Source organism: Allobosea sp. 67-29, from assembly GCF_001898115.1.
Classification (GTDB): Bacteria; Pseudomonadota; Alphaproteobacteria; order Rhizobiales; family Beijerinckiaceae; genus Allobosea.
The window spans coordinates 1-19,704 of sequence record NZ_MKSQ01000009.1; the positions used below are offsets into that span (position 1 = coordinate 1).

16 protein-coding genes, 1 pseudogene and 1 riboswitch are annotated in these 19,704 nt (G+C 65.0%); of the genes and pseudogenes, 14 read left to right on the top strand and 3 right to left on the bottom strand.

All coding sequences use genetic code 11. The features are described 5' to 3' along the window. Positions 1-170: 170 nt before the first annotated feature. On the top strand, positions 171-1,469 hold the full coding sequence (locus BGO20_RS09445; protein ID WP_012047152.1) for a site-specific integrase: 1,299 nt from the start codon (positions 171-173) through the stop codon (positions 1,467-1,469). Between the two features lie 20 nt (positions 1,470-1,489). On the opposite strand, the gene BGO20_RS09450 is transcribed toward BGO20_RS09445, so the two are convergent. Next, positions 1,490-2,047 (bottom strand): manganese efflux pump MntP, encoded by a 558-nt coding sequence (locus tag BGO20_RS09450; protein ID WP_012047153.1) that lies wholly within the window; start codon positions 2,045-2,047, stop codon positions 1,490-1,492. Positions 2,048-2,070: 23 nt separating this feature from the next. After that, positions 2,071-2,223, bottom strand: a riboswitch (yybP-ykoY riboswitch). Positions 2,224-2,443: 220 nt separating this feature from the next. On the opposite strand from BGO20_RS09450, the gene BGO20_RS09455 reads away from it, so the two are divergent. From BGO20_RS09455 to BGO20_RS09465, 3 genes are read left to right on the top strand one after another with little or no spacing between them, the layout of a single operon-like run. Beyond that, complete coding sequence (locus BGO20_RS09455; RefSeq protein ID WP_041751084.1) at positions 2,444-2,779, top strand: helix-turn-helix domain-containing protein; 336 nt, start codon at positions 2,444-2,446, stop codon at positions 2,777-2,779. After that, positions 2,772-4,019, top strand: coding sequence for a type II toxin-antitoxin system HipA family toxin (locus BGO20_RS09460; protein WP_012047155.1), 1,248 nt, complete (start codon positions 2,772-2,774; stop codon positions 4,017-4,019). Before BGO20_RS09455 ends, BGO20_RS09460 begins: the two co-directional genes overlap by 8 nt. A 31-nt stretch (positions 4,020-4,050) precedes the next feature. Next, positions 4,051-6,675 carry an AAA family ATPase gene (locus BGO20_RS09465; RefSeq protein WP_012047156.1) on the top strand — a complete coding sequence of 875 codons (2,625 nt, stop codon included), beginning with the start codon at positions 4,051-4,053 and terminating at the stop codon, positions 6,673-6,675. A gap of 83 nt (positions 6,676-6,758) precedes the next feature. Here the strand turns inward: BGO20_RS09465 and BGO20_RS09470 are convergent, their stop codons facing one another. Then, entirely contained in the window at positions 6,759-7,190 is a 432-nt protein-coding gene (locus BGO20_RS09470; RefSeq protein ID WP_012047157.1) for a nuclear transport factor 2 family protein, read from the bottom strand. 627 nt (positions 7,191-7,817) lie between these two features. Here BGO20_RS09470 and BGO20_RS09475 point away from each other — a divergent pair. From BGO20_RS09475 to BGO20_RS09500, 6 genes and pseudogenes are all read left to right on the top strand, one after another. After that, positions 7,818-8,555: pseudogene (locus BGO20_RS09475) on the top strand (ArdC family protein); the annotation flags it as partial. Between the two features lie 267 nt (positions 8,556-8,822). Next, the gene (locus tag BGO20_RS09480) at positions 8,823-10,241 is read left to right on the top strand and encodes a tyrosine-type recombinase/integrase (RefSeq protein WP_024899013.1); all 1,419 of its coding nucleotides are present in this window, start codon (positions 8,823-8,825) and stop codon (positions 10,239-10,241) included. Next, positions 10,238-12,079, top strand: a complete 1,842-nt coding sequence (locus BGO20_RS09485; protein WP_024899012.1) for a hypothetical protein — start codon at positions 10,238-10,240, stop codon at positions 12,077-12,079. The genes BGO20_RS09480 and BGO20_RS09485 overlap by 4 nt, the downstream gene beginning before the upstream one ends. Next, the gene (locus BGO20_RS09490; RefSeq protein WP_298921922.1) at positions 12,076-14,241 is read left to right on the top strand and encodes a hypothetical protein; all 2,166 of its coding nucleotides are present in this window, start codon (positions 12,076-12,078) and stop codon (positions 14,239-14,241) included. Before BGO20_RS09485 ends, BGO20_RS09490 begins: the two co-directional genes overlap by 4 nt. Then, entirely contained in the window at positions 14,238-14,678 is a 441-nt protein-coding gene (locus tag BGO20_RS09495; protein ID WP_024899010.1) for a hypothetical protein, read from the top strand. The genes BGO20_RS09490 and BGO20_RS09495 overlap by 4 nt, the downstream gene beginning before the upstream one ends. 221 nt (positions 14,679-14,899) lie before the next feature. After that, positions 14,900-15,826 (top strand): ArdC family protein, encoded by a 927-nt coding sequence (locus BGO20_RS09500; protein ID WP_024899009.1) that lies wholly within the window; start codon positions 14,900-14,902, stop codon positions 15,824-15,826. Positions 15,827-15,842: 16 nt separating this feature from the next. Here BGO20_RS09500 and BGO20_RS09505 read toward each other — a convergent pair whose 3' ends face one another. After that, positions 15,843-16,271: a MerR family transcriptional regulator gene (locus BGO20_RS09505; RefSeq protein WP_024899008.1), complete on the bottom strand. Its 429-nt coding sequence runs from the start codon at positions 16,269-16,271 to the stop codon at positions 15,843-15,845. An 85-nt stretch (positions 16,272-16,356) separates the two neighbouring features. On the opposite strand from BGO20_RS09505, the gene BGO20_RS09510 reads away from it, so the two are divergent. The 4 genes from BGO20_RS09510 to merBA are packed head-to-tail and all read left to right on the top strand — an operon-like array spanning position 16,357 to position 19,581. Continuing rightward, entirely contained in the window at positions 16,357-16,782 is a 426-nt protein-coding gene (locus BGO20_RS09510) for a mercuric transporter MerT family protein (RefSeq protein ID WP_024899007.1), read from the top strand. Positions 16,783-16,803: 21 nt separating this feature from the next. Further along, positions 16,804-17,094, top strand: coding sequence for a heavy-metal-associated domain-containing protein (locus tag BGO20_RS09515; RefSeq protein ID WP_024899006.1), 291 nt, complete (start codon positions 16,804-16,806; stop codon positions 17,092-17,094). Between the two features lies 1 nt (position 17,095). Beyond that, positions 17,096-17,344, top strand: a complete 249-nt coding sequence (locus BGO20_RS09520; protein ID WP_024899005.1) for a hypothetical protein — start codon at positions 17,096-17,098, stop codon at positions 17,342-17,344. Beyond that, positions 17,341-19,581, top strand: coding sequence for a bifunctional organomercurial lyase/mercury(II) reductase MerBA (gene merBA, locus BGO20_RS09525; protein ID WP_024899004.1), 2,241 nt, complete (start codon positions 17,341-17,343; stop codon positions 19,579-19,581). Before BGO20_RS09520 ends, merBA begins: the two co-directional genes overlap by 4 nt. Positions 19,582-19,704 lie beyond the last annotated feature (123 nt).

Genomic DNA, 19,704 nt, shown 5'->3' on the forward strand with positions numbered 1-19,704 from the left:
CGATCACGCTCCTAACCGTTGAATCACTTGAACTTTTAGGCTTGTCGTAGCGCAGGACGTTGTGGCATATTGGGGTCGGTTTTGAGGGGGATCGATCGCCCTTGTGACCCCAGTCGCCGACCCCTGCTAGCCGTCTGGCGACCCCACTTGAAAGCCAATGGGAGAGCCCAGTGCCAAGCCTTACCGATGGAGAAATTCGCCGCGCGCTGAAGCAGGTGGAGCAGACCGGCAAACAGCTAAGCCTGGTCGATGGCGAAGGACATGGCACCGGTCGCCTTGTCCTGGTCATGAAGCCCATGCCCACGCGCGTCACCGCCGATTGGATGGCGCAGCAGTGGCGCGATCAGAAGCGCTTCAAGAAGAAACTGGGCTCATACCCATCCATGTCGCTCAGCAAAGCGCGCGAAGTTTTCACACGCGATTTCGCCGACATGATCCAGAAGGGCCGCAGCATCAAGATCGCCGGCGACACGCGTCCCGGCACCGTGGCCGATCTCTTCGAAGCCTATGTCGCTCACCTGAAGGCATCCGAAAAGTCATCTTGGAAAGAGGCTGAGAAAGGCCTCAACAAGATCGCCGACACCCTCGGCCGCAATCGGCCCGCTCGCGACATCGAGCCCGACGAAATCACCGATCTCATCCGACCGATCTATGACCGCGGTAAGCGCTCCATGGCAGATCACGTCCGCAGTTACATCCGATCCGCATATAGCTGGGGTCTGAAATCGGAACACGACTACCGCAACGCGTCGCAGCGGCGTTTCCGGCTGGTCTACAATCCCGCCGCCGGCATCCCCACAGAGCCCAAGAAAGTCGGCACTCGCTGGCTTGATGAAGAAGAATTCCTACGCCTGTACCGTTGGCTTGAATGTCCGGACGCGCCCGTGCATCCGCCTTACACACGGGCCGTTCGCATTCTCATGCTCACGGGGCAGCGCGTGGAGGAAATCGCCCGCCTGCATGTCGATCAGTGGGACGCGAAGGAGCGGATCATCGACTGGTCAAAGACCAAGAATGGCAAGCCACACGCCATTCCGGTCCCGGAAGTGGCGGCGGAGTTAATCGAATCGATCAAGCCCAACGCACACGGCTGGTTTTTCCCCTCCGCGACCGACCCAACCAAGCCCGTCAGCCACGGCACGCTGTACTCTTTCATGTGGCGTCAGCGCGAGCGCGAGGTGATCCCTGTCGTGACCAACCGCGATCTGCGCAGAACCTGGAAGACGCTCGCAGGTCAGGCCGGCCTCTCCAAAGAAATTCGCGACCGCATACAGAACCACACGCTCCAGGATGTCAGTTCGAAGAGCTACGATCGTTGGAGTTACATGCCCGAGAAGCGGGCAGCCATGAAGAAGTGGAATGCATTCGTCCGAGCGATGCTAACCAAGAAGCGCCCCAAGCCGGCAAGAGAGACATCTAGACCGAATATCCGTTCGGGCGTTGAAGGCGCCACCCAACATGCAGCCTGAGAGGCGTCCGCAAAATCGCTCTAAGCCGTCAGGTGCTCTATAAGGATTGACAATCCCAGACCGAAAAGCGCGATCCCAGCGACAGCCTCCGCAATGCGGCCGAAGTGCTCGCCGATCAGCCGACCGATAAGCATGCCCCCCGACGACATGAGGAACGTCGCAAGGCCAATCGCGGTCGCAACCACAACAATGTTGACGTTCAGAAAGGCCAAAGAGACGCCGACGGCCATTGCATCGAGGCTCGTGCCGATTGCGGTTGCCATCAAGACTGTAAACGATCGGCCCACTGGCTTGGCGTCGGCTTTCTTCCATACGGCCGCATAGAGCATATGAAGACCAACCGCAGCGAGCAGGCCAAAGGCGAGCCAGTGATCAACAGCCTGGACGAAGCTGCTCGCGGCAACGCCGGCAACCCAACCGATAACAGGCGTGATCGCCTCGACTACACCAAAGACCGCACCGCTGCGTAGCGCTTCTGAATATCGCGGGCGGCCAAGGGCTGCGCCTCTACCCACGGAAACCGCAAAGGCATCGACGGACATGCTGAAAGCAAGCAGGACGACTGCAAAAGGGGACATAGCAGGATAACCAAACGGACATTGAACCGGGTGGCCCTCACCTGTCCGACAAAGGCGAGTTTCACCACGGTCTTGCCGGGCCGGTGAAAAACCGGCTGATCACACCACGCGCATGGCGCGAGCCTGTTGGCGTGATCCCGCTGTCTGAGCGGTGGCTACTCCCCGATGCGGAAGAGATAGGAAGCGACATCGGCAAAGTCAAAATCTAAAAGTCGATACCCATCAGATACTTGCGCTTATAATACTCATTTGCAGGTGGAGCCTTGGTCTTCAGGCTTCGGACGGCCCGCCTCCAAGCGGTCTGGTAGGATGACTGCCGCATCCTGCGGCTGGGAGCTAGGAAAATTGTAATCTTCCTGCTACATATCTGCTCAATATGTAGTGTGAAGGTGTCAAATGCCCACTCCCCATAACCCTCCAGCAGCCGTGCGGCGCGCCCTGCGCAAGCTCGGCGCGGACATCCATGACGCTCGCCGTCGCCGCAAGCTGCCCATGGCGGTCGTGGCCGAGCGGGCTTTCACGTCGCGCTCGACCCTGCAGAAGGTCGAGGCAGGCGACACCAACGTTAGCGTCGGCATTTATGCCGGCGTGCTTCAAGCCCTCGGCCTGCTCGACGGTCTGACCCGGATCGCCGACATCAGCAACGACAGCGTCGGCCAGGCGCTCGCCAGCGCCGAGCTGCCCAAGCACATCCACTTGAAGCGGTCGGCGGGATCGTCCCGCGATGGCTGACTTCGAGGTTCATATCGACCTTAACGGCCGCACCCGCCTGATCGGATTGGCGAGAAGCAATCGTGTGCGAGGCGCCGAGACCATCCTCTTTGAGTATGAAGGTGCTTGGCTGGAAGACCCGGAGCGCTTCTCGTTGGAGCCCGCTCTGGCGCTGACCCGCGGCGCCTTCGCGCCGCCAGCCGGCCTTGCCACCTTCGGCTCGATAGGCGATTCCGCACCCGACACATGGGGACGCCGCCTCATGCAGCGCGCTGAGCGCCGCCTTGCTGATCGCGAAGGCCGTGCCGTCCGCACTCTTGTCGAAAGCGATTATTTGCTCGGTGTCGCCGACGAAACCCGGCTCGGCGCGCTTCGCTTCCGCTGGGTCGGCGAAGACGCGTTCCAGGCGCCAATCCGCGCCGGCGTTCCAGCTTTGATCGAACTTGGCCGACTTCTCCAGATCACCGAGCGCATCCTGCGCGACGAGGAGACGGACGAAGATCTCCAGCTCATCTTCGCTCCCGGCTCCTCCCTCGGCGGCGCACGCCCCAAAGCATCAGTAATCGACCAGCACGGTCACCTCTCCATCGCCAAATTCCCGAAGGAGACGGACGATTATAGCATGGAGACCTGGGAGGAGATTGCTCTGCGGCTGGCTGGCCGTGCCGGCATCACGACTCCTCAACACGAGCTGATCAGCGTAGCCGGTAAGGCCGTCATGCTTTCGCGACGCTTTGATCGCGAGGGCGCCATCCGAATTCCGTTCCTTTCGGCAATGGCGATGATGGGCGCGAAGGATGGCGAGCGCGGCAGCTACCCGGAGATTGTCGACGCTCTTGCCGAACATGGCGCCCAGGGCAAGACGGATGCCCATGCCCTTTATCGGCGCGTGGTCTTCAACGTCCTGATCTCCAATGTCGACGATCACCTTCGCAATCACGGCTTCCTGTGGCTGGGCAAGGCAGGCTGGTCGCTCTCACCGGCCTACGATCTCAATCCCGTCCCGACCGATCTCAAGGCGCGGGTGCTGACGACGAACATCGATCTCGACGAAGGCACGTGCTCGCTCGAACTGCTGGAGGCCGCCTCCGAGTATTTCGCGCTCACACTGCCGCAGGCGCGCGCGATCATCAAAGAGGTTGCGACCGTGACCGCGACATGGCGGGACACCGCCAAGGCGGTGTGCGCCCGCGCCACCGAGATCACCCGTATGGCCAGCGCCTTCGAGCACGACGACCTCAAGCGGGCGTTGATCCTATGACGCTAGGACGGGTGGCAAGTGGGGGACACAAATGAATAAGCAAGAAGATGATCTTTCGAATGAAGCAACGGCGCTCGCAGACATCCTGAAGTGGTCCGCGGATCTGCCAGCCTGGCAGCGCGACACGCTGCGCCGCCTCTGTAACCAACCTAAACTGGAAGCCACGGATGTCGTGGAGTTGGCCGCGATCTGCAAGGGCCTCGATCAGGGCACCCCACTCGACGCCAGCCATATCCGCGATCCCGCCGCGAGCCATGCCGTGGTGACGCTCGGCGCCCTTTACGGTCTGTCCAACGTCAACGCCCTCGCTCCCGGCGAACGGCTGTCCTTCGGCAAAGCGGGCCTCACCATCATCTACGGCGACAACGGAGCCGGCAAATCCGGCTATGCCCGCGTCCTGAAGCAGCTCTGCCGGGCGCGCTCGCCAAAGGGCGACGCGATCCTGCCAAACATCTACGCCGCCACGAGCGGCGCGCCAGCCGCCAGCGTCGAGTTCTTCATCGGCGCCCAAAAACGCAATGCCGCTTGGACGCAGGGCAGCTCGCCAGACGCCATGCTGTCCGCCGTCAGCGTCTTCGACTCGCGCACGGCCAATATCCATGTCGAGAACACCAACGACCTCGCGTATACGCCGCTGCCGCTACGCATCCTCGCGGGCCTCGCGCAAGTCTGCCAGGACGTGAAGAGCAAGCTGGCCGCCGAAATCAAGGCCCTCCAGGAGCAAACGCCCACCATCCTGACGACGCCGGACTGCAAGCAGAACACTCCGGTCGGCAAGCTGATCGCCGGTCTCTCGGGCAAGACGAAGCCAGAAACCGTCGAGAAACTCGCCGGCCTCACCGCCGAGGACGAGACGCGCCTTCAAACGCTCACCGCCGATTTGTCGAGCGATCCGGCTCGCACAATCCGCCAGCTTCAGGGCCAAGAGACGCGCATCACCGGCATCATAACGCAGCTCGAGCGCCTGGCCGCATCCGCCACGGATGACAATCGCACGGCCCTTCGCGATGCCCACACGAACCTTGCGAATGCGCGCATGGCCGCCGCCGCAGCGTCCGCCAACCTGTTCTCCAAGGAACCGTTGCCGGACATCGGCTCGGATGTCTGGAAGATCCTGTGGGAAGCCGCCCGCGACTATTCGCGCGCGGCGGCCTATCCCAAACAGCCTTTCCCGGTGACCGGTAGCAAAGCGCACTGCGTCCTATGTCAACAGCCGCTCAGCGAGGAGGCCTCGAGACGGCTCAGCAGCTTCGAGGCCTTTGTGCAGGACGAAAGCAAACGTCGCGAGCAGGAGGCGGCGGACTCCTATGACGACGCCCTGCAGGGCGTCTCGGCCGCGGCAGTCTCGATGAAAGATCTCGCTGCAATCGTCTCATTGATACGAGACGATATCGGTCGCGAGGATCTCGCAAGCGCTTTGCGCCGCGACATGCTCCACCTCGCATGGCGGTTGCGAGCAGTCCTGCGCACCCACGTTCTCGCGACACCGCCGGCCCTTCCTCCTGCTGCCGCCCTCTCTCTTGATCCGCTACGCGCAGTGCTGGCCGGCATCGCCGGGCGCATTCAGGCCCTGCAATCCGACGCCAGTTCACCGGAGCGCGCCATGCTCATCACTGAACGTGACGGCCTCAGCGACCGCAAATGGCTCGGCGTTGTGAAGACCGATGTGCTCGCCCAAATCGATCGCCTCAAAGCCATCGAAGCGATCGACAAGGCCAGCAAGGACACGGCGACGAACAAGATCACCACCCAGAGCGCCCGTATTGCCCAGGCGCTCGTTACCAACCGCCTGCGCGGACGGTTCGCAATCGAAGTCGACAAGCTCGGCGTCGCCGGCCTCGCGATCGAGCTTCAGCAAGCCAAGACCACCGCCGGCGTTCCCTTCTTCCAGGTCAGGCTGATCAACAAGCCGAACGAACCAGTGGGAAAGGTCCTCAGCGAAGGCGAGCATCGCTGCGTCGCGCTCGCCGCCTTTCTCGCCGAGCTATCGACCATCGATGCGCAATCGGCGATCGTGTTCGACGATCCGGTGTCGTCACTCGATCACTTGCATCGAGACAAGGTCGCCGCCCGTCTGGCAGAAGCTGGCCAGACTCGCCAGGTGATCGTCTTCACCCACGACATGGCGTTTCTGCTCTTGCTCGACGAAGCCTGCCGGACGACAAAGGATCGAGAAGCGACGCCTGTGGCGTATCGCCTGATCAGCCGCGGCACCGAAAATGCTGGTTACTGCCATCAGGATCCCCCGGCCAACGTCATGCCGCTCGACAAGGTCATTGACGGCATGAGAGCGCACCTCGCAAACGTCAAGATCCACCATGAACGCGGCGACCAGGCGAGATGGCTGCGCGAGGTCACGTCGTTCCAGGATCAACTTCGAACCACGTGGGAGCGCGCCGTCGAGGAGGCCGTCGGGCCGGTGATCCGCCGCTTGTCACGCAAGGTCGACACCACGGGACTGATCAAACTCACCGTACTAACGGATGGCGACTGCACCGCGATGCGGTTAGCGTTTGGGCGTTGTTCCGCCCTTCTTCACAGCCAGCCGGGAGAGCTCAATCCGCGGCTACCCGAACCGACGGCCATCGAAGCTGAGATTGATGCACTGGAGAAGTGGATTGCAGATATCCGGGCCCGGCAGGAGAAAGCCGCATAATTATGCTTCTCGCCAAGCCGGTCGATATCGATCGGTGTGCAAGGGAATGTCGGGCGTCGCCGCGCGCGTGTAGAAGTGATCGCCTACACCGAACCGCCCAGCGCCTTCAGCATTATTGCGGTATCCCAGGCGAAGTTTCGCCACTCAACGGGTTGGTCTGCCGCGATCCGGATCACCTGACACATCGGCATGTCAATCAGCGCTCCGGTCGATCTTGCGGTGGCCCGCATTGTTACGGTGCAGACGACGATATCGTCGCCGCATGTGTGGAAGACGGGGTCTGTCGGTTTGATATCGACCCAAGTCTCGACGAACGAGTCGATCCAGCGCCCGAACTCTTCGCGGCCTCTCCATTGGCCTCCATAGGGCAGGGAATCCGGCTGGTGTAGAACGATGTCGGGATGCAACGTTTCGAGCAGTGCAGCTCTATCGGCTGGCAATCCCGAAGCAGAGTAACGGGCTTCCGCCTCATAGAAACGCATCAGAGCGCGAAGTGCCGGTGTTTGTGCATCCATAATTCTAGCATAGACATTCGCCAGATATCTCGGCCACCCGTTTCCTGCGGTTAAACTCATTCGGCGTCCGATTTCCGCGCGCTTGTGCGCGGCCAAATTCTCGGGATGCAGGAAGTCCGGGGCCGCTATTCGGCGGCCACGGCATAGGTCGCCTCGCCTCGCCGCCCTCCGCTTCGGACGGCTGGGCGCGGCGCCTTGGCGCGGTGATTGTTGAAGATGCTCAAATCGATCTTCCACCCATTCGGTGGGAATCTGGCTGCGCGATCCCCGATGGATGCGTGGTGGCCATCGCCAGTATCAGGGGTGGCAAAAACGAAGTGCCGAGCTCCGCCACGAGCCCTCCTGTAGTGATCGCGCCGTTCGCCAAATCTGATCCACGCGGATCTCACGCGGGTTGATTCTAGCTCAGCGGCTCTGTGCTCAGCCGGAAAGTCTCAATTGCGGCAATACGGAAAGACGGGTTGAGGGGGAATGCCTTCCCCCCGGCCGGCGCCTTGGTCGCCGGCACACCCCCTTCTGCGGGGAGATCCCCGCAACGCCCCCTTTAGAGTAAGAGTGCGGACAGGTTTGCCGTGACGGGTTGAGGGCTGGAGGAGAGGCCTCCGGCGCCCGTCGCGGAGACCCGCGATGTCCAGAAAGACCGCAAGCGCTCGCGCCGGCTCAGACCGGGCGAACCTCTATGACGAGATCACCGACAAAATCGTCGCCGAGCTAGAAGCCGGCCGCGTCCCATGGGTGCAGCCTTGGGGGACGGCGGCGGTAAAGGCGCCGCTCGCCATGCCGAGGAATGCCGCCACCGGCCGGCAATACTCAGGCATCAATGTGCTGATCCTTTGGGGCGCCGTGATCGAACACGGTTATGCCGCACAGACCTGGCTCACCTTCCGCCAGGCGCTCGCACTAGGCGGCAATGTCCGCAAGGGCGAGCACGGCACGACCGTCGTCTACGCTGACCGCTTCGTGCCCGACGATGAAAAACGCCGCGCACGTGAAACCGGCGAGGAAGCCCAGGCGATCCCGTTCCTGAAGCGGTTCACGGTGTTCAACGCCGCCCAGTGCGAAAACCTCGCCGATGACGTTGCCGTTGCTGCGCCGCCTCCGCCGCCCGGATTGATCGAGCCCAGAGTCGAGGCGCTCATCCGCGCAACCGGCATCGACTTCCGTATCGGCGGCAACCGCGCCTTCTACGCGCCGGGGCCCGATTTCGTCATGGTCCCGCCGCCGCAGGCCTATTTCGAACCCATCAACTGGCATCGCACGGCCCTGCACGAACTGGGGCATGCCACAGGTCACGCCTCGCGAGTCGGCCGCGACCTGTCCGGCTCGTATGGCACGAAGAAATACGCGTTCGAAGAACTGGTCGCCTTATCCTGACTCTGTGATCCTGTCTCAGAATCAGGCATGGGGAGGCATCATCGGCGGCCCGGTGAGGCTCTTCAGACGTCCGGGTCAAGCGTTCCCGCAGCGTAAGCGAGGACAACGCTTGACGCGGCGGCGACTCCACAAGCTTGTTCATGGGGTGCAGGCAAAGTCCTGCACCCCTGCCACGCGGCGAGCGGGAGAGCGCGAGGGGAACCCCTCGCATTCCAAACAAAGAAGTTGCGCCGAAGGCGCTCCGTTCAGGTATCGTGCGTGCAGTTGTATTTTACCGATCTTGGCGCTGTTTCGCGCCCGCTTTCCATTGATGGTTTCGCAACGAACATTGCTTCCGGCGCGCTCGACATCGCCGAGCGCGCCGGGCTGATCGACGGCATGCCGTTCATCCTGATGGATGACGGCAGCTATGATCTCGATCTCAACCGCTTCCTCCGCGCCTGTCCCACCATGGGTGCACGCTCGCCAAACACCTGGCGCTCCTACGCACGGGATATTCTCGTGTGGGCGCGGTTCCTCAGCGAACGCCGTGGCGGCAAGACGGTCTGGCAGGCTGATCGCCATGATGTGCTGGCGTTTCATCGGGCACGGCGCCTATCTGACGCGCCATACCGCATTTCGGCGTCGAGCTGGAACCGGAGCGTTGCAGCGCTTGAGAAGCTTTATCGCTGGGCCGTCGAAGAGGAGATCATCACGACCTCGCCCTTCGGCTATGGCTTCGCGCTGCGGCGGGCGGCCGGGATGCGCGCCATGGTGGCCGTCACGACGAACCGGGCGCGCGAGCGCGCAGTACGTCGGCACGATACCCGATACATCGATCTTGGCCGCTACCTGCTCTTTCGCGACGTCGGGCTGAGAGGACGTCTGCCCGACGGCTTCGAGGATCCGGCGTGGCGTGGCCGCAACGGCGAGCGGAATGCGCTGTTCGCCGAGCTTCTCGTCACGACCGGTTTGCGACTGACCGAGGCCGGCAGCCTGCTCCTGACGGAGCTTCCGCACCCGGCCGAGCCTGGATCGCGCTCAGTGCCGTTCGATCTTCCCGGTCCGATCGCGAAGGGCGGACGGCCCCGACGCATCCGTATCCCCCGAAGGGTACTGAGGATGATCGCCGACTACGTCGATTTTGAGCGCACGATCTCCGCCTCCCGGTCCGAACCGGCAGTGTCTGATCCGCTCTGGCTGATGCCGGAGGACAGGAAGGCAAGAGACGCCGCAGGCAAGCGTGTTCGGCTCGACCGGCTGACGCCGCGCGAACGCCGGTGCGTGCTGGTCGGCGCCCCCGGGTCGGCGCAGCATGCCGTGCTCTGGCTGACCGAAGGCGGCCAGCCTGTACCTTCGGCCACCTGGGAAGCTGTTTTCCGCCGGGCCTGCGCCCGCTGTCGCCGCTTCGGCATCGAGATCGACGTGACGCCGCACACGCTGCGGCACACCTTCGCCGTCAACATGCTCTCCATGCTGATCCGCGAACAGATCGGCGTGGTCTTCGATCCGCAAGATCGGCACGGCGCAGCCTATCGGCGGATCCTTGGCGATCCGCTGCAGAAGCTGCAGCACCTCCTGGGACACGCGAGCGTGACCAGCACCCACATCTATCTCGATAGTCTTGCCGAAGCGCAGGAGCTGGTCGACGCGGCCGCGGACCGCTGGGCCGACGACACGGCCGGAGATGCCGCATGACCGCCGCGACGACTGTCTCAGTGCGGCGGCCGGGCCGCCGTGCGCTGTTTCCCGAGGCGTTGCCCGATCCCGAGGGCGAGGCCGCCACTGCGATCGGGTCGCTGCGCTTCACCGTCATGCTGGCGGACCGCAGCAAGACAATCGACCTGACGAAGCTCAGCGGTCGCAAGGCACTGGCCCGGACTTTTGCCGGCACGCTCTGGCGCGCCTGCCAGGTCGGGGGTCCGGCCGGTTCGATCTCGACGGCCTCCGCCTATGCCAATGCGCTCCGGATGTTCTGGCGGTATCTCGACGCCGTCAGTCCCCACGTCGTCAGTTTATCCGACGTGAGCGCCGCCTGCATCGACGGCTTCGATGCCTGGATGGAGGAGAGCGGCCTGCATCCCAATCACCGGCTGCAAAGGATGAGCAAGGTGCTCAACCTGCTGCGGCTAGCCGAGGCCGCCGAGCCCGGCCACCTGCCGCCCGATGCGTCGCGGCGGCTGATGTACACGAGCGACCGATCGGGGGTGCGCGCCCGGCCACGCGATGCCTATGGAGACGATGTCGCTACGGCGTTGCGGACCGCCGCGCGCACCGATCTCGCCGCCATCATCCGCCGTTTCGCCGACGCAGATCGGATGCCAACGGTCGAGGATGCCGATCGAAGCAGCACTCTCGCGGCGGCACACGCGGCGACCATGGCGGCGCTCGATGCGGAAGGCGTCATCGGGCACCGGCACACCCGCTTCAAGCGGCTCTACACGCTCCGCCGTGAGAGTGGCCTGCCGAATGATCGCCTGATCCACGATCTGCATGGCCGCCGGCACCTGCTCGCCGCCGACCTCGTGTCGCTTATCGTCCTCGTTTCGCTTGACACCGGGCTCGAGATCGAAGCGATCAAGGACCTGCGGGCAGATTGCCTGAAGAATCCGGCGGGTGGCTATGTCGAGATTGAGTATTGTAAGCGCCGGGCGCGCGGCGCCGAGTGGAAGCGGCTGCGCGTGCGCGACGGTGGTTCATCAACACCGGGCGGCTTGATCCGCAAGGTCCTGCAGTGGACCCAGCCGGCCAGAGACAAGCTCGGTAGCGACACGCTCTGGGTACATTACACCTGGGGCCGCATAATCCCACGCACGCTTAGCATGAAGGAGCCTGTAGCTTCATGGACCCGCCGGCACGACATCCGCGATGAACAGGGCCAGCCCCTTCGTCTGAACCTGACGCGCCTGCGCAAGACCCACAAGGCGGCATGGTATCGGCGCACGGGCGGCCAACTCGATCGCTTCGCGGTCGGCCACACCGCCGCGATTGCGGCCAATCACTACGCCGACATTCCCGCACTTCGCCATGTCCACGAAGCCGCGATCGCCGACGCCATGAGCGATGCACTTGACGCTGCCTTGCGTCCCTGCGTGCTATCGCCGGACGAGGAAGCGGCCGTCCGGGTCGATCCCGACCACGCAACCGATCTTCCCGTTTCCGGCGCCGCCGCCGTCACCGCATTGTTCAGCGGCGAGCAGGATGTTTGGCTCGCGAGTTGCGGCGGGTTCTATGCGAGCCCGTTCGGCACAGAGGGCGAAGCCTGTCCGTCGCCCTTCTGGGGCTGTCTCGAATGCAGCAACGCGGTGATCACCGCCCGCAAGCTGCCTGCCCTACTGTCGTTCCTCAGCTTCATCCGAACGCAGCGACAAGCGCTCACCGAAGCCGACTGGACGACGAAGTTCGGCCGCGTTCATGACCGGATCGCCGATCAGATCCTGCCCCGGTTCAGTGATGCCGAGATCGAGGAGGCACGACAGGCCGCGGCTACGGACCCGAAGCTGATCTACCTGCCGCCTGAAGCGGGAGCGCCATGATGCCAGCACCGATCACACTTCTCGCTCAACCGTCTTTGCCTTCGGCCGTTTACAGTGACGACGAGCCTGTGCTGGCTGGCGTCGCGATCAGGGACGATGCCGACCGGGCGCAGCTTCCCCGCTTTGGTGACGATCACTGGGATTTGAGCGCCGCCATCTTCAGGGTGAACGCCCGCTACAGCAATTACCGGCTCAATTTCGCCCGCATCGCCGATCCGGCCACGCGCCGTCTGGCAAAGGAGTATGTAATCGCTCGTCTGCGCATCCACGTGCCGGGATATCGTGCGCCCTGCGGGGCAACCTCGGCAATCCGGCTTCTGCGCTACCTCCAGCACTTTGCCGCGTTCCTTCGGACGCAGATCGGCGCCGTCGACCTCGGCCGCGTCGACCAGGCTCAGCTCGACGCCTATCTGGTGCATGCGCGCGTCGGCGGCCGGAGAACGCCGCATGAGGCGGTGAAGTACGTCGAGGTGCCTATCGACCTGCACCACCTGGCGCCGTGGCTGACCGGCGGCGGCATCGGCTTTCTGCCGTGGCGGGGGCGCGCCGCGCACTGCGTCGCCGGCCGGCCGCCGGCGCCTGCCGAGAACGCCACGCCGCGCATTCCCGAGCCGGTCATCGGCGCCATGCTTCGCTGGGCGCTCAAATATGTCGAGATCTACGTACCCGACATTCTCGCGGCGCGGGCTGAGCTGGACGCTCTCGAGGCCGGCTGCGCCCGGCTGATGGCGCGCGATGCGCGCACGGGTCGGGCCGTCGCCACGACCTATCGTGCCCGCGTGGCAAAGTGGCTCGACGTGCGCCGGGCCGCCGGCCGAGGCGTGCCAATCTGGGAGCGCGCGCCCAACGCCGCCCGCCGGATCGACCCGCAGACCGGCGCAGAGCTGCCACCGTACAATCTCCATTTGATGCGTCTGTATGCCGGCGCGCCGGAGAGCGGGCGCGTCAGTCAGTCCGAGCCGACTGCGCGACTGATCGAACAGCTGGTTGCCGAGTTCGGAACCGAGGTCGGCGGTCTCGATACTCCGATCTCCATCGACCCGGACACTGGCCTGCCATGGCGCGAGCGCTTCGACAGCCTCAGTCTCGCCCGCGAGGAGCGGATGCTGCAGGGCGCCTGCTATCTCGTCTGCGCCTACCTTACCGGCATGCGCGACAGCGAGGTTCAGGCGATGCAGCCGGGATGCGTGTCGCCGGTGCGCAGCGCCGACGGCCTGGTCGAACGCTATCGGGTGCGCAGCACCGTCTACAAGCGCCATGGACCGCGCGGTGTCACCGCCGACTGGATCACCATCGAGCCGGTCGCCCGCGCTGTGGAAGTCATGGAGGCGCTCTCGGCGCGCAATCGCAAGGAGAAGGGGCTCTCGTCCCTGTGGGTAACCCTGAAGGACTGGCCCTGGAGCGCCGACCACCTCGGCATGGGCGCAACGACAACGCTCAATCTGTTCCGTGACGGCCTCGACGCGCGTTCGGAAGGCGAACCGGCCATCCCGCGCATCGGCGACGAGCCCTGGAGGTTCACGACGCGGCAGCTGCGCCGCACGGTCGCCTGGTACATCGCCAACCGGCCGTTCGGCACCATCGCCGGCAAGATCCAGTACAAGCACGCCTCCGTCGCCATGTTCGAAGGTTATGCCGGATCAAGTCAGGCCGATTTCCGCCTCGCCGTCGAGCGTGAGCGCGCGCTCGGGCAGCTCGACGACATCGTTGCCCATTACGAGGCGTTCCTTCGCCAGGAAGGTCCGGCCGGACCGGGTGCGGTCCGATTGCGACGGGAATTCGCCCGCGTCCAGGACGAGCTCGGCGATCTTCCCGGCCGGATCATGGAGCGCAAGCGGCTGCGCACCATGCTTGCCCATCTCGGACGGACGCTGCACGTCGGCTTCCTCAACGACTGCCTCTTCGATGCGGCGACCGCCCTATGCCTCGCCGGCTCCACGGATTCCGAGCAAACGGCGCCGGCGCTTTCCCGGTGTAGTCCCGATCGCTGCCCGAACGCTTGTCTGACCGCCCGGCATCGTGAGCCGTGGCTGGCTTCGATCGCCGAGGGCGAAGGGCTGCTTGCCGACCGGCGCCTGTCGCCGTTGCAGCGCGAAGCCATAACCCGCGACAACGAGCGCAAGCGCCGGCTCATCGCGCCGCTCGTGGACGGTGAAGCATGAGCGCGCTCGGCGCAAAGAGCGAGGCGGCGTTGCGGGCGGCGATGGCGCGGCTGCTCGACGGCCGCCCCGAGCGCACCGACGGCGCGCTGACGGTCTCCAATCTCGCGCGCGAAGCCGGCGTCAGCCGGGCGACGGCGAACCGTGCGGCTGATCTTCTCGCCGAGTTCCGGGCGGCCGAAGTGCGTCACCGGCAGTCCTCCCCGAGGGCCCTCAAGGAGCGCGTCCGTGCACTCGAAGCCGAGCTGCGCGCCGTGCGCGGCGCCGAGATCGCCGAACTGCGCGGCATCGCCCGCACGCTCGCCCAGCACATCCAGGTGCTGACGCTGCAGGTCGCCGAGCGGGATGCGGTGATCGCTGGTCTGCGGGACGAGCTTGACCGATCGCGCGAGGCCAAGGTCGTTCCGCTGCGACACCGGCCGCGAGACGGCTCCGACTGAGAGCCGCGCCACATCCCTGTCGACGGCCGGTTTCTGCGGTCGTCGGTCACGGTCGCCTCCTTCAACTCGCCCGTCGAGGCAGGGCTCGGGTGTGGCAGACGCTGCCAGCCCATCAACCCTGTTCCGCACCAGCACCGAGAACAGGGTGTGACGGGCCGGCTTCCCGCGTCTGCCCCTGCCGCCTCGCCCTCGACGGAGAGGGCGAGCTGAAGGAGGCACCCATGACCACAGATCGCAACCGCCAGACACCGACCGATATCTACGAGCGCGTCACCAGCCAGATCATCGCCGCCATCGAAGCCGGCGCCGGCGACTACCGGATGCCCTGGCATCACGACGGATCGGCCATCACAACGCCCGTTAACGTCGCCTCAAGCAAGGCTTATCGCGGCGTCAACATCCTCTCGCTCTGGGCCGCGGCCCACGCTGCAGGCTATCCCGCCGGCATCTGGGGCACCTATCGTCAATGGCAGGCGCTCGGCGCTCAGGTTCGCAAGGGCGAACACGGCCACCTCGTGGTGTTCTGGAAGACCACCGACCGCCACGACGAGGCGGACCCCCAACACGGCGACGAGGATCGAGACGAGCCCGCCCGGCGCATGTTCGCTCGCGGCTACACCGTCTTCAATTGCACCCAGGTCGACGGCTACACGCCGCCATCGATGCCGGCGTTGTCCGAGGCCGAGCGCATCGAACAGGCCGAACGGTTCTGCGCCGCCCTCGGCATCGACATCCGCCACGGCGGACCACAGGCCTACTATCGCCCGTCTACCGACCATGTGCAGATGCCGGAGTTCGCCTGCTTCCGCGACGCGGTCGCCTACTACGCCGTGCTCCTCCATGAGTGTGGTCACGCTTCCGGAGCAAAGCATCGCCTCGACCGCGCCCTTTCCGGACGATTCGGTTCGGCCGCTTACGCCATGGAGGAATGCACAGTCGAGCTCTTGAGCGCGATGATCTGCGCCGATCTCAACCTCAGCGTCGAGCCGCGCCCCGACCATGCCCGCTACATTTCCTCCTGGCTCGAGGTGCTGCGTTCCGACAAGCGCGCCATCTTCACCGCCGCGGCGAAGGCGCAGCAGATCGCCGACTGGATGCACGCGCAGCAGGCCGGCGCTCGCCAGCATGAGGTCCGGGGCGCCGCATAGGCGCCCCTCAACTCGATCAGTTGACAGTTCGCTCCTGGAACAGCGTCTCGATCAGCGGACATTCCGGGAGCGTGCCGTCGCCGCATTGGGCAACGACGTCCTTGAGCACCCGCTCCATCCGCCTCAAGTCGGCGATCTTTGCCCGCACATCGTCGAGATGCGCGGCGGCAACGGCGCTCGCCTCGGCGCAGGGTCGATTGCGCTCGTCGACGAGACGCAGGAGCTCGCGGATTTCGTCCAGGGAGAAGCCGAGCTCGCGCGCCCGCAGGACGAAGCGCAGCCGCCGCTCGTGCGTGTCGTCATAGCTTCTGTAACCCGCCGTAGTGCGCGGCGGCTCGGGCAGAAGGCCGACCTTCTCGTAGTAGCGCACCGTCTCAAGATTGCAGCCCGTGCGCCGGGCAAGCTCGGCCCGCTGCATACCTCTCACCCCGGCGTGATCGCGCATCGCAAAAACCCTCTTGACCCTGTAGTTGCTACAGACTGCACATTAGCGCTCGGATAGGAATTCGGCAAGGAAAGCGTGGCCCGACATGAATGCATCACGACATGGGACTTCAGATGTCACACCGACTGTGGTCAGCCTGACGACGTCGCAGCGTGGCGAGGAAGCGCGGCAGCGCCTGGTCGCCGCCGGTGGCATTCTCGGAGCGCTCGCCGCCTCCTCCTGCTGCATCATTCCGCTCATCCTGTTCAGCCTTGGCATCGGCGGCGCCTGGATCGGCAATCTGACGGCGCTCGCACCCTACAAGCCCTTCTTCGTCGCCGGGACTACAGGTGTTCTCGGCTACGGATTCTACCTCGTCTACTGGAAGCCGCGGCGCGCCTGTGCCGACGACGCTGAGTGCGCGCGCCCTGTCCGCAGTCACCTCGTCGAGATCGCACTGTGGATCGCAACGGTTCTCGTCGCGGCCGCCTTCGCCTTCGACTACGTCGCTCCGCTGCTGCTTTCCGCCTGACACCGAGAGGAGACCCATCTCATGAAGAGTTTGAGTGTTTGCACCCTGATAGGCTCGCTGATGCTTGCCCCGGCCGCCTGGGCTGGCGAGCGCACCGTCACCTTCGCCGTCGACAACATGACCTGCGCCACGTGTCCCTACATCGTCAAAACCACGATGGCGGCTGTCTCTGGCGTCGCCAATGTGACGGTCTCCTTTGAGGCGAAGACGGCAACCGTGACCTTTGACGATGCAAAGACAAACCCGGACGTGATCGCGGCAGCCAGCATGAATGCCGGCTACCCGGCCCACCCGACGAAGCAGGGCGGCTAAGATGACCGACCCCGCCCTCGCCCGTGCCGGCATGATCGGCGCGGTCCTCGCCGCGATCTGCTGCGCAGCGCCGCTCGTCGCCTTGAGTCTGCCGCTCGCTGGTGTTGGCGCCGGGCTGGCTGGTGCGGGTCTGGTGGTGCTTCCGCTGATGGTCGTGGGATTGGGTCTGCTTGCGTGGGGCCTTCATCATCGCCGGGCAAGAGCCGCGGCCTGCAAAACAAACATCCACAAGGAAGGCATGAAGCCATGAACGACTGCTGCGCATCCTCCCCCTCTCCGGGCAAGGCTGGCATCTCTACGCCTGCGACACCGCCGAGCTTTGCCGTGCGGCCGGGGGTGACCTTTCCCGACTGGTCGGTCGTCAGATCGCCGGCGGTCCGCGACGCCCTGCAGGCGATGGTCGGCTCCGACCATGTGCTCAACCGCTGGAGCGGCTATGATCCCGCGACGGACCGCGTGCGCGTCGCGCTGCTTAAGCTCTATGCCGAAGACGGACGAGGCCCGACCACGGGCGCGCTCGCGGAGCGTGCAGAACTCAGCGAGACGGCCATCCCGTCTCTGCTCGAAGAACTGCGTCGGCGCGACCTCGTCGTCCTCGACGGCGAGCGCATCGTCGGTGCCTATCCCTTCACCGACCGGGAGACGGGCCATCGGGTCACGTTGGACGGACGCGTTCTTAACGCCATGTGTGCGGTTGACGCGCTCGGCATCGGCGCCATGACCAATCGTGACATCGCTATTGCCTCGCAATGCCGCCATTGCGGCGCGCCGATCCGGATCACGACGCGGGAGCAAGGACGGGCGCTGGCCGAGGTCGAGCCGACGACGGCGGTCATGTGGCAGAGTGTCCGCTATGAAGGCGGCTGCGCGGCGAGCTCGCTCTGCGCGACGACCGCCTTCTTCTGCTCCGACGAGCATCTATCCGCCTGGCGCGACGACCGTTCCGCCGACGAGCCGGGTTTCCGGCTGTCGATCGAGGAAGGACTGCAGGCCGGCCGCGCCCTATTCGGACCGAGCCTTGCCGGTCTCGATGTGGCGTCCAAGAGTGCGGCGGCCGCCGAGCACCCTCTCCGCGCCAATGGCCGCAATGGCGGCGCCTACGACCTCGTTGTGATTGGCGCCGGCTCGGCCGGCTTTTCCGCCGCGATCACGGCCGCCGATCAGGGCGCCCAAGTCGCGTTGATCGGCAGCGGCACCATCGGCGGCACCTGCGTCAATGTCGGCTGCGTACCATCGAAGACCCTGATCCGCGCCGCCGAGACGCTGCACAACGCGCGCGTGGCGGCGCGTTTTGCCGGCATCACGGCGGAGGCCGAACTGACGGACTGGCGCGGAACCATTCGGCAGAAGGACGCGCTCGTATCCGAGCTGCGCCAGGCCAAATATGTCGACCTGCTTCCCGCCTATAATGGCATCGCCTACCGCGACGGGCCGGCGCGCCTGTTCGACGGCGGTGTCGAGGTGAACGGCACGCGCATTCCCGCCGGAAAGATCGTCATCGCCACCGGCGCGCGGCCGGCGGTCCCCGCCATTCCCGGCATCGAGGCCGTGCCGTATCTGACCAGCACGTCGGCCCTCGACCTCGAGGAACTGCCGCACTCGCTGCTCGTCATCGGCGGCGGCTATATCGGTGCGGAACTCGCCCAGATGTTCGCCCGTGCCGGCGTCAAGGTGACACTCGTCTGCCGCTCGCGCCTGTTGCCTGAGGCCGAGCCGGAGATCGGCGCGGCGCTGACGGGGTATTTCGAGGACGAGGGCATCACCGTCGTCTCCGGCATCACCTACCGCGCAATCCGCACGACCGGGGGCGGTATCTCACTGACTGTCATGCGCGACGACCAGGATGTCACGATCGACGCCGACCAGGTGCTGATTACCACCGGCCGCACGCCCAACATCGAAGGCCTCGGCCTTGCCGAGCACGGGATCGCCGTCTCGCCGACGGGCGGCATCGTCGTCGACGACCGCATGCGGACGACCCGAGCCGGGGTCTATGCCGCCGGCGACGTTACGGGCCGCGACCAGTTCGTCTACATGGCCGCCTATGGCGCCAAGCTCGCGGCAAAGAACGCCCTCAACGGCGACAGCCAGCGCTACGACAACAGTGCCATGCCGGCCATCGTGTTCACCGATCCGCAGGTGGCGAGCGTCGGGCTGACCGAGGCCGCCGCGCACGCCGCTGGATATGCGGTCCGAGTGTCGACGATCGGCCTCGACCAGGTACCCCGTGCGCTTGCCGCCCGCGACACCCGTGGGCTCATCAAGCTCGTCGCCGACGCCGGCAATGGTCGCCTGCTCGGCGCCCATATACTCGCGCCCGAAGGCGCCGACAGCATTCAAACCGCAACGCTGGCGATCCGGCAGGGCCTCAGCGTCGCCGACCTCGCCGACACGATCTTTCCATACCTCACCACCGTCGAGGGTCTGAAGCTTGCGGCGCTAGCCTTCGACAAGGACGTCGCCAAGCTGTCCTGCTGCGCCGGTTGAGCAGGCTCGAGGGTCTCTAGGCCCTCGAATCTGTCTCATGCGTCGAGGTCGAGCGGAAGCGCGTGTGTTTTCAGGCAAATGCCGCCGCAAAATCCGCCTGAGACAGGTTGACTGTTCAGATAA